Source organism: Mediterraneibacter gnavus ATCC 29149, from assembly GCF_008121495.1.
In the GTDB taxonomy this organism is placed as follows: domain Bacteria; phylum Bacillota; class Clostridia; order Lachnospirales; family Lachnospiraceae; genus Mediterraneibacter; species Mediterraneibacter gnavus.
In genome coordinates this window covers 424,988-440,519 of sequence record NZ_CP043051.1, presented here as the reverse complement: position 1 = coordinate 440,519, position 15,532 = coordinate 424,988, and the positions used below count along the sequence as shown (strand labels likewise).

Here is a 15,532-nt window from a genome sequence, read left to right as displayed (position 1 = left end):
TGTTTGATACAATATGAAGTAATGGAATCGGAGAGGAGTTGAAAACGTATCCATTCCGAATAAAGAATTGATGGATCGTTTTGATGAGATGTTGCAAAAAATAGAAGTATTATAACTCACCAGAAAGGACACAGCATGCTTCAATTTATTTTAGGAAATTCAGGTGCGGGAAAATCGCATTATTTATATGAAAAGATCATTCAGGAGTCAATGAAACATCCGGAAATAAACTATCTGGTCATCGTGCCGGAACAGTTTACGATGCAGACGCAGCAGGATCTGTGTATACTGCACCCGAATCACGGGATCATGAATATCGATGTTTTAAGTTTTGGACGAATGGCACACCGCATTTTTGAGGAAGTGGGACAGTCGAGAGGACAGGTTCTGGATGATGAAGGAAAGAATCTGATTCTTCGGAAAATCGCCGGACAATACGAAGATCATCTGATGGTATTAAAAGGGAACTTGAAAAAGCAGGGATACATCAGTGAGGTCAAGTCGGTGATCTCTGAGTTTACACAGTATGGAGTCGGATTCGAAGAGCTGGATGTGCTTATGGAAAATCTGGATGAAGAAAGTTTTCTATATTATAAGCTGTCAGATATCCGCATGATATACGAGGGGTTCGAGCAGTTTCTTGCAGAAAAATATATTACAAAAGAAGAACTGCTGGATGTGCTCAGTCAGATGGTGGCAAAGTCGGAGATTTTGAAAAACAGTGTGATCGCACTGGATGGATTTACCGGATTTACACCAGTGCAGAATCGGCTTCTTGGAGAGCTGATGAGCATTTGCAAAGAAGTTTTAATAACAGTTGAGATGGATGGAAGGGAGGATGCGTTTCGGTATACGCATCCGTATCAGTTGTTTGCACTCAGTAAGCAGATGGTGACGGGTCTGGTACAGATTGCGGGAGAGCGAAAAATAGAAATTGCCGATCCAATTTATTTGTATGACAAGCCGGTTTACCGGTTTCGCAGCAATCCGGAGCTTGGCTTTCTGGAATCTGAGTTGTTCCGCTATTCCAGAAAACAGTATCCGGATGAAACAGATCATCTTTCGGTGTATGCAGCGGGCAGTCCGGATATGGAGGCAAAGCTGACTGCACAGAAGATCCGCAGACTGGTGCGGGAAAAAGGATACCACTACCGGGATATCGCAGTAATCTGCAGTGATATGGGAACATATGCAGATCATCTGGAGAGGGCATGCACAGAGTATCAGATTCCGGTGTTTATGGACTACAAAAAGAGTATTCTTTTGAATGCATTTGTAGAATATGTGAGGAGTGTCCTGTCCATGGTGGAGCAGGACTTTTCCTATGAGAGTGTGTTCCGTTTTCTAAGGACCGGATTTACGGAATTTACAAGAGATGAGATCGATCGTCTGGAAAATTATGTGGTAGCAGTGGGCTTAAGAGGCTATAAAAAATGGCAGGCAGTCTGGGCGAGAAAGACAAGTTCGGCTGATGAAGAAGAGCTGGCAGTACTAAATGGTCTGCGGGTCCGGTTTGTAGAGATGACACAGTCACTGGTTTTTGTTTTGAAACAGCGAAAAAAGACAGTGCGTGATATTTGTGAAGCAGTGTATCGCTTCTTTGTGGAAAATCAGATTCAGCAGAAGCTGAAAGTGATGGAAAACTGTTTTGCGGAAAAGAAAGAGCTGGCACTGGCGAAAGAGTACGCACAGATCTATCGTATTGTGTTGGAATTGTTTGACAAATTTGCAGAACTTTTGGGAGACGAGGGGATTTCTCTGAAAGAGTACTGTGAGCTTCTGGATGCAGGACTGGAAGAGGCAAAAGTCGGTGTGATCCCGCCGGGTATGGATCAGGTTGTGATTGGAGATGTGCAGAGAACCCGTCTGAAAAGCAATCTGAAAGCCCTGTTTTTTGTGGGGGCGAATGATACCCTGCTTCCGGGAAATATGGGGCAGGGAGGACTGCTTACCGAACGGGACCGGGAATGGTTTCAGAAAGAAAAGCAGGCACTTTCTCCGGGCGCAAAAGAAAAGACGTATATTCAGAAATTTTATCTGTATATGAATCTGACCAAACCGGAAGAGTTTCTTCATATTTCATATAGTAAGGTTTCGTCTGACGGAAAAACATTGCGTCCGGCGTATCTGGTCTGGGATTTGAAAAAACTGTTTCCGAAGCTTGTTGTTACAGAAGAAGAGGCGCTTCTCATGACACAGAGGGAGCTGACTCTGGGAGAAGGGCTGGAATTTGTGATCCGCGGAGTTCGGGACCGGTATCTGGGTGTGGATGAATCCTGGAAAGAACTCTATACCTGGTATCGGCAGAATGAAGGGCAGAAAGTGGACAGAATTCTGGATGCAGGATTTTTCAAAAAGAAACCGGATGCGCTTACAGGAGAAGAAGCAGCAGAATTATACGGGGAGAAAAAGCAGTTCAGTGTTACAAGGATGGAGCGGTTCTCGGCCTGTGCCTATGCGCATTTTCTGACTTATGGACTGCATCTTTCGGATCGGGAGCGATATGAGTTTGAGGCGATGGATCTGGGAAATATTGCCCATCAGTCCATGGAGCGGTTTGCAAGAAAGGCGCAGGAAAAGCGGATGCCGTGGCCGAAACTGGAAGAGGTGCAGAGAGATGCCATGATCGAGGAGAGTGTGGAGGAAAGTATCAAAGACTACGGAAATACGGTACTCTACAGTACTGCCCGCAATGAGTATATGATCGTGCGCATCAAACAGCTGATCCGTCGTTCGGTGTGGGCGCTGACCAGGCAGATGGAAAAAGGGGATTTTGAACCGAGCGGATATGAAATGAATTTCGGAAGCGGAAAGATCGACCGGATCGATACCTGCGAGGATGAAGATGTGGTTTACGTGAAAGTGACAGACTACAAGACCGGAATGAAGAGTTTTGATATTGTGGCATTGTATCACGGGCTGCAGATGCAGCTTCCGGTGTATCTGAATGCGGCACTGGAGCTGGAAGAACGACGTGCGCCGGGGAAAACAGTAGAGCCTGCCGGTATCTTTTATTATCGGATCAAAGACCCGATCGTGGACAGAGAAAAAGATGATCATGCACTGGAGGAGAAGATTTTAAAAGAGCTCAGGCTGGATGGAATGATCAATGCGAAGGAAGAGGTGATCGAGCATCTGGAGCATCAGCTTTCGGGGACATCGGTTCTCAACCCGATCGGGAAAAATAAGGACGGAAGTCTCAACCGGTATTCCAAAGTACTGCCTCCGGAGGCGTTTGCTGCCATGCTTTCCTATACAAAGAAAAAAGAAGCTCAGGTGAAGCGGCAGATCTATGCAGGAGAAGTACAGGCAAATCCATATGAGTTGAATGGAAGTACAGGGTGTGACTACTGTGCATACCGGGATATCTGCGGGTTTGATCCAAGACTGGACGGTTATGCGTACCGGAGTCTGGAAAAGTACTCGAAAGAAGAAGTCATCCGCCGGATGGAAGAAGAAATCGAAAACAGGGAGGAACCGTCATGAGTGTACAGTGGACAGAAGATCAGAAAAAGGTCATTGAATTAAGAAACAGGAATATTCTGGTCTCCGCAGCGGCCGGTTCCGGAAAAACGGCGGTTCTGGTAGAGCGGATCATTCAGAGACTGTTGGATGAGAGGGATCCGCTGGATGTAGACAGGCTCTTGATCGTGACATTTACCGAAGCGGCAGCAGCGGAAATGAAAGAGCGAATCCGGGATGCCATTGAAAATGCCCTGGAAGACACACCGGGAAATGTGCATTTACAGAGGCAGGCAACGCTCATCCACAGCGCCCGGATCACAACAATCCACAGTTTTTGCCTGTCTGTGATAAGGGAGCATTTTCATGCCATTAATCTGGATCCGGGATTTCGGATCGCAGAAGAAGGGGAGTTGAAATTACTGCGTCAGGATGTTCTGGAGGAAATGCTGGAGTCCTGCTATGATGAGGGAACGGAGGCTTTTCTGGAATTTGCAGAGAAATTTTCTACGGGGAGAAGTGACAGGCAGCTGGAAGAAGTGATCCTGCAGTTATACGAATATGCGGGCAGCTATCCACAGCCGGAAAAGTGGCTGAATGCGTGTGTGGACAATTATCAGGTGGAAAACGAACATTTTTCTGACGCTGGATTTGTACAGATCCTGATCGAAAGTATCCGTCAGAACCTGCAGGGGGCAAGGATTCTGCTGAATGAGGCGCTGCATATCTGTGAGGAGTCTGACGGACCGTATCTGTATGCAGAGGCGTTGGAAGCGGATCTTATGATGATCGAGACTATGGAAAAGGCAGAGACGTTTGAAGCATTTTACGGGAAGATCAATCAGATTGCATGGAAGCGGCTTTCTGCCAAAAAGGATGAGACGATTGATCCAGAGAAGAAAGAAGCAGTGAAGATGCTGCGGGAAAAAGCCAAGAAGATGGTAAAAGATCTGCAGGAAACCTGTTTTTACGAAACGCCCGAGGAACTGGCAGAAGATTTGCGAAATACAGGAAGTACCATGGAAGAACTGGTCTTTCTTGTGACAACCTTTGCAAGGCTGTTTGCAGAGAAAAAGAGAAGCCGCAATGTGATTGATTTTCAGGACATGGAGCAGTTTGCCCTGCAGATTCTGACAGAAGAAAAAGACGGAAGTCTGGTACCATCTGCTGTGGCGAGAGAATATCAGGAGCAGTTTGAGGAAGTGATGATCGACGAGTATCAGGACAGCAACCTGATCCAGGAAGCGATTCTGACCAGTGTGTCTACTGTGAGCCGCGGAAGTTACAATGTGTTTATGGTAGGAGATGTCAAACAGAGTATTTACCGTTTCCGCCTCTCCAGACCGGAACTGTTTATGGAAAAATATGATACATACAGCCAGGCAGACAGCGAGAAGCAGCGAATCGATCTGGACCGGAATTTCCGAAGCCGCAAGGAGGTGCTGGATGCCACGAACTACGTGTTTGAGCAGATTATGCACAAAAGTGTGGGCGGTGTGGAGTATGATGCCCGTGCGGCACTTTATCCGGGAGCTGATTATCCAAAGAGCAGGGAGCAAAACGGAGTATCGGCAAATCGGGCAGAGCTTCTTTTAGTAGATGCACAGGAGCTGGAAGAAGAGGACAATGCACGCCGTCTGGAAGCCCGGGCAGTGGCAGACCGCATCAAACTCTTGCTTTTACAGGGGCAGGTGGTGGATAAAAAGACAAAGGAATACCGTCCGGTACAATATAAAGATATTGTGATCCTGACGAGAAGCATCAAAGGCTGGGCAGATGTGTTTGCTCAGGTTCTGGCAGAAGAAGGAATTTCTGCACATGTGGGAAGCAGAGAAGGATATTTTGAAACGTATGAAGTCAGTGTTCTTCTGGATTATCTGCAGATTCTGGACAATGAGCGTCAGGACCTGCCGCTGGCGGCAGTACTTACGTCACCGTTTGCGGGGCTGGATGCGAGAGAACTGGCAAAGATAAGAAGTACGTATCCGGAACTCTTTTTCTATGAAGCGGTTCACGCCTATGCGTCTGATGATGAAAAGGAGAAGGAACCAATCCTGCAGCAAAAACTGAAAAACTTCCTTTGCCGGGTGTCGGAATTCCGGGATATGCTTCCATATACAGCGATGCATGATCTGTTGTGGGAGATTATAGAAAAAACGGGGTACGGTATGTGTATTTCGGCGATGCCGGGTGGTGCACAGCGAATGGCAAATGTACAGATGCTGGTCGCAAAGGCAGCAGCCTATGAAGGAACCAGCTATAAGGGACTGTTCAATTTTGTGCGGTATATTGAACAGCTCAAAAAATATAATGTGGATTATGGAGAGGCGAATCTTGCAGATGAACAGGCGGATACAGTCCGTATCATGAGTATCCACAAAAGCAAGGGGCTGGAATTTCCAATTGTGATCGTGGCAGGTATGGGAAAACTTTTCAATACGCAGGATGTGAAGGGCAGTATTGTAATCCATCCGGAGCTTGGTGTGGGAATGGATGTGATTGATCTGAAAAAGAGAACAAAGGCTCCGACACTGTTAAAAAAAGTAATCCAGAAACAGGTGGCAGTGGAAAACTTAGGGGAAGAGATGCGGGTGCTCTATGTGGCAATGACAAGAGCAAAGGAAAAGCTCATTCTGACGGGAGTGTGCAAAGATGCACGGACAAAGCTGGAAACACTTTCCACAAGGGAAAAAACAGCATTTCTTCCATATGAAGTTCTTTCTGCGAATTCGTATCTGGACTGGCTGCTTCCTGCGGCATCCCCGGCAGAAAGTTCGATCGGAATTACCGTTGTTGACAGTCTGGGCGCGGCTCAGATGGAGGGAGCCTGGGAAGCGGCGGATGAACTGACTCGAAATGTACTGGAAAACTGGGATACAAATCAGATTCATGATGCCGGATACCGGGAAGAGCTGAAAAGACAGTTGGACTTTGCATATCCGTTTGCGGAAGAACAGCGTTTTCAGATGAAATTTACAGTTTCAGAACTTAAAAAACGGGCCTACATGGAAGAGGAGGCAGGAGAGGTATTATATCAGGAACCGGAAGCAGTGCCTCTTGTTCCGAGATTTTTAGGAGCGGAAGAAGCGGCATCCGGAGCAGTCAGAGGAACCGCGTACCACAAATTTCTGGAGCTTCTTGATTTTGAAAAAGAATATACCAGAGAAAGTCTGGAGGAACATTTGAAACATCTTCAGACAGAAGGAAGGATCAGTCCGGAGATCGCAGAGGCTGTAAAAACGGAAGATTTCCTGAAGTTTCTGCAATGTGAAAGCGGGAAACGGATGCATCAGGCGGCAAAGAAAAAACAGTTGTACAAAGAGCAGCCCTTTGTGCTGGGGGTGGATTCAGGAGAAATTTATCCGGATACAGAATGCAGAGCACAGCTTCTGGTGCAGGGAATCATAGATGTGTATTTTGAAGAGGAAGACGGACTTGTAGTCTTAGACTATAAGACAGACCGGGTAAGAACGGCCGATGAACTTGTTCGGAGATACCAGTCACAGCTTACATACTATGCCCGCGCCCTGTCACAGATTACAGGAAAGGCAGTCAAAGAAAAGATCATTTATTCATTTGCTCTTGGAAAGGAAATCAACGTTTAAATGGAAAGTTATGTACTGATTTATTTACTGGCAGCCAATGTGGCGGCATTTCTGGTGTTCGGGATCGATAAATGGAAAGCAGTAAAAGGCAGGTGGAGGATTCCGGAAAAGACACTGCTTCTTTTTGCGGCAGCGGGAGGCTCTCCGGGAGCACTGGCCGGAATGTTTGTATTTCATCATAAGATAAGGAAACCGTTGTTTTATCTGGGGGTTCCACTGATTTTACTCGTGCAGATTGGTGTTGGGCTCTGGATCTGGCAGAGGTAGTGACAAGCAGCAGACACAGATTGTTCTGCTGCTTCTTTACGTTTAGAAAATAGAAAGAGTTCTTTAGAAAATCTTAAACAATATTATATTGACAATCTATATTATACAAAATATAATATAGGCATAAGAACAGTATTAAAGAGAAAACAGCATAGGAAGGAGCGGTTGGATGGTATTTAATACAGGAGCTGCGCTTTTAGATGCGATCGTACTGGCGGTCGTCTCGCATGAGAGTGAAGGCACGTATGGCTATAAGATCACACAGGATGTGCGCAGTGCAATCAATGTATCAGAGTCTACGTTGTATCCGGTGTTGAGACGATTGCAGAAAGATGAATGTCTGGAAGTATATGACCGTCAGTACGATGGGCGGAACCGGAGATATTATAAAGTGACAGAAAAGGGAATGGCACAGTTGAACCTGTACCAGGTAGAGTGGAAGAATTATTCCAGAAAGATCCAGGAAATTTTTGAGGGAGGAGTGACGGGATGAACCGAGAAGAATTTATGGCAAAACTAAAAGCGCTGTTAGGGGATATTCCGGCAGACGAAAGAGAAGAAGCCCTGCAGTACTATGAAGACTATTTTGATGATGCAGGAGCAGACAACGAGGCAGAAGTGATCCGGGAGCTGGAGAGTCCGCAGCGTGTGGCAGCTATGATCAAGAATGATTTAAAGCATACGGGAAATGACGGTGAGTTTACAGAGAATGGATATGAGCAGGAGTGGGCATCGAAGAAAGAGGTGCCGCAAAGAAAAGGTTATTCCTACCAGAGTGGACAGACAGGAGAGTACTCTTATGAGGCATCGCAAGGCAGGAACGACAAACTGGTAAAGATCGCACTGATCGTACTGATTGCGTTGATCGTATGTCCGGTTGTGATTCCGGTCGGTGTGGGAATTTTTGGTGTGATTGCCGGGCTTCTGATCGCAGCAGTTTGCTTTTTTGCAGCACTGGTGATTGCATCGCTGGCAGTCGTACTTGCCGGATTTGTAGTCGCGGTGACAGGGATCGGCGTAGGAATCGCCATTCATTCAGTACCTGCAGTACTTTTGATGGCAGGGATTGGATTGATCCTGATCGCGCTTGGAGTACTGGCAACATTATTTACCGGAAAGCTTTGCATTGTAATGTATCCGGCGATGTTTCGGTTTATCGTGAAACTGTGCCGGAAGCCGTTTCACAGAAAGGCGGTGTCTGAATAGATGAAAAAAGGTTGGAAAATTCTACTGATCAGCTGTGGAATCTGTGCAGGGATCGGAGTTGTCCTGTCAGTGGCAGGTACTGTTCTCGGAGGAGTACGGGATCTTCAGGAATATGGAAGGCGTGGGATGCAGTATCTGGAAAACGATCACTGGTGGTCACAGAAGTATTCAGAACCGGAGGAGATGGATGAAGAACTGGATTATATCGACGAAGAAGTTTCACCGGAGATAACAGAAGATTTGGAAGGAATCAGCGAACTGGATATCGAACTTTCTTATGTAGAACTGATCATGGAACGATCAGATTCCAATCAGATCGAGGTTTCGACCCGAAATATGGATCCGCAGCTTTTAGAGGATCTTTCGATTTACAGAGATGAAGATACTCTGGAGATTCGTGCCCAGGATACCAGGCTTTGGAAGAATATCGGAAAAAACAACGCAGGAGAGCTGATTATTCACGTTCCGGACAATCTGGAGGGGATTTCCACATCCCTAGGAACCGGTACGCTGTACATGTGTGATATCAGGACCGGAGAGTTGGATATTTCCATAGGGACCGGGACAGCGGATATTCAGGGATTTGAAGCAGGGGAAGTGAGTGCCTCAGCAGGAACCGGATCGATCTCGCTGCAAGGAAGCGTGAACAGTGATCTGGATCTCGAATGTGGGATCGGAACCATTGAGTTTCAGGATAGCGGAAAAATGACCGATTATAATTATAGTGTCAGTTGTGGTATGGGAAGCATTCAGATTGGAGATGATGAATTTACGAAGCCGGCAGGAAACCAGAATATCAACAATCATGCCGGAAAAGAAATGGACATCGAGTGTGGTATGGGAACCGTCAATATTGCATTTGCGAAAGGAGAGTAAGAATATGGAACCGAAAAGATTATATCGTTCAAGAGAAAACAGAGTATTGTGTGGAGTGTGCGGAGGAATCGCGGAATATTTCAACGTGGATCCGGTTTTGATCCGGCTTGGAATGGTTTTGTTTATCTGCGCCAGTGTTGGAACCGGTCTTTTGGCATATTTTATTGCGTCAGTGATCATGCCGGATCAGAAATAGGCGAATGAAATCAGATATTTGGGGCAATACTTCTGGAAAAGGAAGGAGATGCTCTGAATATGAAACAGAAAAAGATCACTCGCGAAGAGATTCCGTCAATGGAAGAAAAAGACAGGATGAAATATGAAATTGCAGAAGAACTGGGACTTTTGGACCAGGTTTTGGAGGAAGGATGGAAATCTTTGTCTTCAAAGGAAACCGGGCGTATCGGTGGTCTGATGACCAGGAGACGCCGGAAATCTGCGGAAGATCCTGCCTGAGTCAGAGTGTGAAAGGAAAAAAGAGAGGCTTTGTTTTTGTTTGAGAAAGACAGAGTCTCTTTTTATATTTTTGACAAAAAGTGACTGTGAACAGTAACTTTTTATCAAAAATCAAAGGGAATATTTAGGAAATACGCCAAGTTGTATTTGAAGAAAAATTGTTATATAGTGAGAACAGTATGAGATTAACCATATAGAACGAGAATTCAGGCAGGAGGAGAAAAAGCAATGGGAAAAAGTAACTTTGCAGAGCAGATCAGAAACAAAGAGACATATATTGGAATTGAATTTGGTTCCACAAGGATCAAGGCGGTCCTGACAGGAGCAGACCATACACCGATCGCATCAGGAAGCTATGACTGGGAGAATCAGTATGAGGATGGAATCTGGACCTATCATCTGGATATGATCTGGAGAGGACTTAAAGAGTGCTATCGCAGTCTGAGAGAAGAGGTTGGTTCCCGTTATGGAGTGGAACTGGAGGGGACAAAAGCAATCGGGATTAGCGCGATGATGCATGGCTATCTGGCATTTGATGAAAATGGAGAACTTCTGGTGCCATTTCGTACCTGGAGAAATACGATCACGCAAGGGGCAGCGGATGAACTTACCGATGTGTTTCAGTACAATATTCCGCAGCGATGGAGTATTGCCCATCTGTACCAGGCAATCTTAAATCAGGAGCCGCATGTTTCAAAAGTTCGTTTTATCACCACGCTGAGCGGATATCTTCACTGGAAACTGACCGGAGAGAGAGTACTTGGAATCGGAGATGCGGCAGGAATGTTTCCAATCGACTCTTCCATCAGGGACTATCATCCAAAGATGCTGTCACAGTTTGATGAATTGATCCGGGAGAATGAATATCCGTGGAAGATAGAAGAGATCCTTCCGAAAGTGCTGTGCGCAGGAGAAAAGGCGGGAACTTTAACAGAAGCTGGTGCAAGACTTCTTGATGAGTCCGGCACATTGAAAGGGGGAATCCCGATGTGTCCGCCGGAGGGAGATGCCGGAACCGGAATGACTGCAACGAACAGTGTGACAGTGCGCACCGGAAATGTATCTGCAGGAACGTCTGTGTTTGCCATGCTTGTACTGGAAAACGAATTGAAAGGTGTTCATCGTGAGATCGACATGGTAACAACACCGGCCGGAGATCCGGTCGCCATGGTCCACTGCAATAACTGCACATCGGATCTGAATGCGTGGGTCGGTCTGTTTGCAGAGTTTCTGGAGACGATGGGGATGGATGTGGACAGAAACCAACTGTACGGAACTCTTTACAGAAAGGCAATGGAGGGAGAGGCAGACGGAGGCGGACTGCTTTCCTACGGATACTTATCCGGAGAACATATTACGGGATTTGAAGAGGGAAGGCCAATGTTTGTACGTACACCGGATTCCAGGTTTAATCTGGCAAATTTTATGCGTGTCAATTTGTATACAGCACTTGGAGCACTTAAAACAGGAATGGACATTTTAAAGAGAGAAGAAGGCGTACAGTCAGACAGGATCATGGGACACGGAGGACTGTTTAAGACAAAAGGGGCAGGACAGCAGATCATGGCCGATGCCATGGAGATTCCGGTGGCAGTGATGGAGACCGCAGGAGAAGGCGGTGCATGGGGAATTGCGCTTCTGGCAGCCTTTATGCAGGAAAAAAACGGAAGAACACTGGATCAGTATCTGGCAGAAGCAGTGTTTCAAGACAGCGAGATTTCCGTTTTGAATCCAGAAGAGGAAGGTGTCGCAGGTTACCGAAGCTTTATGGAGCGTTATACGAAAGGGCTTTCGATCGAACGCGCAGCAGTGGAAAACATGTAAATGAAGAACACAATCAGGTGCCTGGTATCGTCAAAGAGAATAAAATACTTTACAAATCTTCTTGTTTTTGATACAATTTTACGACTGGGAAAAAAGTACAGGTGAGACAGATGAATGAGAAGATCAATATCTTGAATATAGAACTCTATCAGACGAGTGCAAAAGCAGCGATGCAGAAAGTGGTGCAGTATATGGAAAGTGATTCCATTAACACAGTTGAGATCATCACGATGGACATGCTGCTGAAAGGGAAAGATATGCCGGGCTGGAAAGAAGCAGTGGAATCACTGAATCTGGTGCTGCCGGGAGAGACGGAGATTCTGGAGGCGGCAGGAGTCAGAGAAAAGACGCTGCTGCGTGATACGGCGGGACAGGTGTTTTTAAAGATGTTTCTCCGCTATATACAGAGAAACAAAAAGCGTGTATTTCTTGTGGCACAGTCAGAAACAGAGCTTTTAGAGATGGAATCCGCGATCCGGGAACATGACAGAAAGCTGATCCTGGCAGGAAGAGGCGTTCTGCCGCCGGATGGTGCGGGAATAGAGCAGGTGATCAATGCGGTCAATGGTGCTGAGACAGATTGCATTTTTTCCCTGCTTCCATCACCGGAGCAGGAGCTTTTGATACAGAGGAACAGCGCATTGTTAAATGCAAGAGTGTGGTTTGGGTGCGGGAGCGTTCTGAAAGAAATCTATATGAAAAAGCAGAAAAAAGGAAAGCTTCAGAGATTTCTGCGCAGGAAAGTGTTCCGTTACCAGGTGGGACGGCAGCAGAGAAGTGAAGAATAAAAAAGCTTCGGTTTGTATACTATGTATAGCCGTATAAATATGAATTTTTTGTAAAAACTATGAGGAAATGCATAAAAAAAGTGGATTTCCTCTTTCTTTTTTTGATGTTTTGCCTTAGTATATAAAATATGGGTTGTGCAGACAAAAGTGAAAGAGTAAAAAAATTGTGAAATATGCACATGGAAACGAGTAGATAAGCGGAGGAAAAAGGTATGATTTCAAATCAGATACTTCAAAACACAATCGAAGGATTAAAAGGAATTTCCAGAATTGACTTTTGCGTTCTGGATACAGAAGGAAAGGCGCTTGCTACGACATTTGAGGATACATGGAATTATGAAAGCGCGGTGTTGTCTTTTGTAGAATCTCCGGCAGACAGCCAGGTGATCCAGGGATGTCAGTTCTTCAAGATCTTTGATGAGCAGCAGCTTGAGTATGTTCTGCTGGCAGGCGGAGAGAGCGAAGATGTCTACATGCTGGGTAAGATCGCAGCGTTCCAGGTTCAGAGTCTTCTGGTAGCATATAAGGAGCGTTTTGACAAGGATAATTTCATCAAAAATCTGCTTCTTGACAACCTGCTTCTTGTAGATATTTATAATCGCGCAAAAAAATTACATATTGACACAGAAGCAAAACGTGTTATCTTTATTATTGAGACATCACACGAAAAAGACAGTGTTGCTCTGGATAATGTCAGAAACCTGCTTGGCGGAAAGTCGAGAGACTTCGTGACAGCAGTAGATGAGAAAAATATCATTGTTGTCAAAGAGCTGGCTGATAAGGCCGGAAGCAGAGAGCTTGAAAAGATGGCCAAAGAAATGATGGAGATCCTGCGGGCTGAGTCCGAGGATGACAAAATCCACATTGCCTATGGAACGGTTGTCAACGACATCAAGGAAGTTTCCAAGTCCTACAAAGAAGCAAAACTGGCGTTGGATGTCGGCAAGATCTTCTTTGATGAGAAAGACATTGTAGCATACAGCACACTTGGAATTGGACGTCTGATCTACCAGCTGCCGATTCCGCTTTGCAAGATGTTTATCAAAGAGATTTTTGAGGGGAAATCACCGGATGAATTTGATGAGGAGACACTGACTACGATCAACAAGTTCTTTGAGAACAGTCTCAATGTATCAGAGACATCCAGACAGCTTTATATTCACAGAAATACACTCGTGTACAGACTGGATAAGCTTCAGAAAAGTACAGGGTTGGATCTGCGTGTATTTGAAGATGCGATCACATTCAAGATTGCACTGATGGTCGTAAAATATATGAAATACATGGAGACGCTGGAATATTAAGCAGGCGGATTTACGCCCGATAAAGTATACCCATCCGGGCATCCCGCAATGTATGCCTGCGGCGGGCGGACTTCGTCCGATAAAGTATGAATAATTAGGAGGAGCATGATGATTGAATTAAGAGATGTAACGAAGGAGTATTCCAAAGGGAATGCTGCGTTAAACGGTGTGTCTGTTAAGATCGAACAGGGAGAGTTCGTTTTTATCGTAGGAGACAGCGGTTCCGGAAAATCCACATTGATTCGTCTGATCATGAAGGAACTGGAGCCTACAGAAGGCACGATCATTGTAAACGGGCAGAATTTAAAACGGATGAAACATCGGAACATTGCAAAATACAGAAGAGGCATCGGGGTTGTCTTTCAGGATTTCCGTCTGTTGAAGGACCGGAATATTTATGAGAATATCGCGTTTGCACTTCGTGTGACAGAAACACCGACAAGAGTGATCAAGCGAAAAGTGCCGGCAGCACTTTCTCTTGTAGGTCTGGCGCAAAAATATAAAGCTTTCCCGAAGGAGCTTTCCGGTGGAGAGCAGCAGAGAGTGGCGATTGCCAGAGCAATCGTAAATGAACCTGCAATTTTGTTGGCCGACGAGCCGACCGGTAACCTGGATCCTACCAATTCGTGGGAAATCATGAGTCTTCTCAAAGAGGCGAATGACAGAGGAACGACAGTACTTGTTGTTACACATAACCAGGAGATCGTAAACGAGATGAACGAACGAGTTATTACGATGAAACAGGGCGTGATCGTGAGTGATGAACAAAAAGGTGGGTATATAGATGAGGATTAGTACATTAGGATACGTAGGAAAACAGGGAGTTAAGAACATCGGGAGAAATAAAATGTTCTCTATCGCATCTATTGCGACAATGTCAGCTTGTATTTTTCTGTTCGGACTGTTCTTTTCTATCGTGCTGAATCTGCAGCATTTTGTAAAGACTGCAGAGGAAGGCGTGGCGATTACAGTATTCTTTGATGAGGATGCAACAGAAAGTCAGATCGAGGAGATTGGCAAGGAGCTTCGCAGCAGGGATGATGTTCTGAAAGTAGAGTATGTTTCGGAAGATGATGCATGGAACAGTTTTAAAGAAGAGTACTTTGGAGACAATCCGGAACTGGCAGATGGATTTAAGGATGACAATCCGCTTGCAGGCTCCAGCAGTTATGCGGTTTATATGAAACCGCAGGAGGACAAGGACAGCAATATGATCTCCAAGAGCAAATCACTTTCTGCAACACAGAAGGAACTGGTAAAGTTTGCGGAGGGACTGGACGGAGTCAGAAAGGTCAATAAATCAGATGTTGTGGCGAATACACTTTCCAGTGTCAATGTACTGGTTGGATATGTGTCAATCGCGATCATTTTGATCCTGTTTGGAGTTTCGATCTTCCTGATCAGCAATACCGTAACCATGGGTATTACGGTTCGTAAAGAAGAAATTGCAATTATGAAATATATCGGTGCAAAGGACTTTGTAGTACGTTCTCCATTTGTGCTGGAAGGTCTGATCATTGGAATTGTCGGAGCGGTACTTCCATTGGCATTATTGTATGCACTTTATGGAAGAGCAGTGGGATATGTGATGACAAAATTCCAGATCCTGAAAAATATCGTGGAATTCCTGCCGGTAGGAGATGTATATCGCTACCTGCTTCCAATCGGACTTCTGCTTGGAGTAGGAATCGGATTTCTGGGAAGTTTCTTTACAGTACGCAAGCATTTGAAAGTATAGGTGAAC

General features: G+C 45.5%; 13 protein-coding genes. All 13 read left to right on the top strand.

All coding sequences use genetic code 11. From position 1 onward, the window contains the following. Nucleotides 1-135: 135 nt before the first annotated feature. Nucleotides 136-3,486 (top strand): PD-(D/E)XK nuclease family protein, encoded by a 3,351-nt coding sequence (locus FXV78_RS02160; protein WP_004840118.1) that lies wholly within the window; start codon nt 136-138, stop codon nt 3,484-3,486. Further along, nucleotides 3,483-7,067, top strand: a complete 3,585-nt coding sequence (addA, locus tag FXV78_RS02155) for a helicase-exonuclease AddAB subunit AddA (protein WP_004840119.1) — start codon at nt 3,483-3,485, stop codon at nt 7,065-7,067. Before FXV78_RS02160 ends, addA begins: the two co-directional genes overlap by 4 nt. After that, nucleotides 7,068-7,334, top strand: coding sequence for a DUF1294 domain-containing protein (locus FXV78_RS02150; protein ID WP_004840120.1), 267 nt, complete (start codon nt 7,068-7,070; stop codon nt 7,332-7,334). A 169-nt stretch (nt 7,335-7,503) separates the two neighbouring features. Then, the gene (locus tag FXV78_RS02145; RefSeq protein WP_004840121.1) at nt 7,504-7,827 is read left to right on the top strand and encodes a PadR family transcriptional regulator; all 324 of its coding nucleotides are present in this window, start codon (nt 7,504-7,506) and stop codon (nt 7,825-7,827) included. Next, nucleotides 7,824-8,540, top strand: coding sequence for a DUF1700 domain-containing protein (locus tag FXV78_RS02140; RefSeq protein ID WP_004840122.1), 717 nt, complete (start codon nt 7,824-7,826; stop codon nt 8,538-8,540). Before FXV78_RS02145 ends, FXV78_RS02140 begins: the two co-directional genes overlap by 4 nt. Beyond that, on the top strand, nt 8,541-9,416 hold the full coding sequence (locus FXV78_RS02135) for a DUF4097 family beta strand repeat-containing protein (RefSeq protein ID WP_004840123.1): 876 nt from the start codon (nt 8,541-8,543) through the stop codon (nt 9,414-9,416). Between the two features lie 4 nt (nt 9,417-9,420). Next, nucleotides 9,421-9,612, top strand: coding sequence for a PspC domain-containing protein (locus FXV78_RS02130; protein ID WP_004840124.1), 192 nt, complete (start codon nt 9,421-9,423; stop codon nt 9,610-9,612). 59 nt (nt 9,613-9,671) lie between these two features. After that, complete coding sequence (locus FXV78_RS02125; RefSeq protein WP_004840125.1) at nt 9,672-9,872, top strand: small, acid-soluble spore protein, alpha/beta type; 201 nt, start codon at nt 9,672-9,674, stop codon at nt 9,870-9,872. A 228-nt stretch (nt 9,873-10,100) separates the two neighbouring features. Continuing rightward, nucleotides 10,101-11,696, top strand: a complete 1,596-nt coding sequence (locus FXV78_RS02120; protein WP_004840127.1) for a xylulokinase — start codon at nt 10,101-10,103, stop codon at nt 11,694-11,696. 110 nt (nt 11,697-11,806) lie between these two features. Next, entirely contained in the window at nt 11,807-12,484 is a 678-nt protein-coding gene (locus FXV78_RS02115) for a WecB/TagA/CpsF family glycosyltransferase (protein WP_004840129.1), read from the top strand. A 212-nt stretch (nt 12,485-12,696) separates the two neighbouring features. Then, complete coding sequence (locus FXV78_RS02110; RefSeq protein ID WP_004840130.1) at nt 12,697-13,788, top strand: PucR family transcriptional regulator; 1,092 nt, start codon at nt 12,697-12,699, stop codon at nt 13,786-13,788. Nucleotides 13,789-13,896: 108 nt separating this feature from the next. After that, nucleotides 13,897-14,583, top strand: a complete 687-nt coding sequence (gene ftsE, locus FXV78_RS02105) for a cell division ATP-binding protein FtsE (RefSeq protein ID WP_022037474.1) — start codon at nt 13,897-13,899, stop codon at nt 14,581-14,583. Then, nucleotides 14,573-15,526, top strand: a complete 954-nt coding sequence (ftsX, locus tag FXV78_RS02100; RefSeq protein WP_004840132.1) for a permease-like cell division protein FtsX — start codon at nt 14,573-14,575, stop codon at nt 15,524-15,526. Before ftsE ends, ftsX begins: the two co-directional genes overlap by 11 nt. Nucleotides 15,527-15,532: the final 6 nt, after the last annotated feature.

Excerpts from the sequence above, each read along its gene's own strand:
- FXV78_RS02160 (WP_004840118.1), top strand. The coding sequence starts at position 136 with ATGCTTCAATTTATTTTAGGAAATTCAGGTGCGGGAAAATCGCATTAT.
- addA (WP_004840119.1), top strand. The coding sequence starts at position 3,483 with ATGAGTGTACAGTGGACAGAAGATCAGAAAAAGGTCATTGAATTAAGA.
- FXV78_RS02150 (WP_004840120.1), top strand. The coding sequence starts at position 7,068 with ATGGAAAGTTATGTACTGATTTATTTACTGGCAGCCAATGTGGCGGCA.
- FXV78_RS02145 (WP_004840121.1), top strand. The coding sequence starts at position 7,504 with ATGGTATTTAATACAGGAGCTGCGCTTTTAGATGCGATCGTACTGGCG.
- FXV78_RS02140 (WP_004840122.1), top strand. The coding sequence starts at position 7,824 with ATGAACCGAGAAGAATTTATGGCAAAACTAAAAGCGCTGTTAGGGGAT.
- FXV78_RS02135 (WP_004840123.1), top strand. The coding sequence starts at position 8,541 with ATGAAAAAAGGTTGGAAAATTCTACTGATCAGCTGTGGAATCTGTGCA.
- FXV78_RS02130 (WP_004840124.1), top strand. The coding sequence starts at position 9,421 with ATGGAACCGAAAAGATTATATCGTTCAAGAGAAAACAGAGTATTGTGT.
- FXV78_RS02125 (WP_004840125.1), top strand. The coding sequence starts at position 9,672 with ATGAAACAGAAAAAGATCACTCGCGAAGAGATTCCGTCAATGGAAGAA.
- FXV78_RS02120 (WP_004840127.1), top strand. The coding sequence starts at position 10,101 with ATGGGAAAAAGTAACTTTGCAGAGCAGATCAGAAACAAAGAGACATAT.
- FXV78_RS02115 (WP_004840129.1), top strand. The coding sequence starts at position 11,807 with ATGAATGAGAAGATCAATATCTTGAATATAGAACTCTATCAGACGAGT.
- FXV78_RS02110 (WP_004840130.1), top strand. The coding sequence starts at position 12,697 with ATGATTTCAAATCAGATACTTCAAAACACAATCGAAGGATTAAAAGGA.
- ftsE (WP_022037474.1), top strand. The coding sequence starts at position 13,897 with ATGATTGAATTAAGAGATGTAACGAAGGAGTATTCCAAAGGGAATGCT.
- ftsX (WP_004840132.1), top strand. The coding sequence starts at position 14,573 with ATGAGGATTAGTACATTAGGATACGTAGGAAAACAGGGAGTTAAGAAC.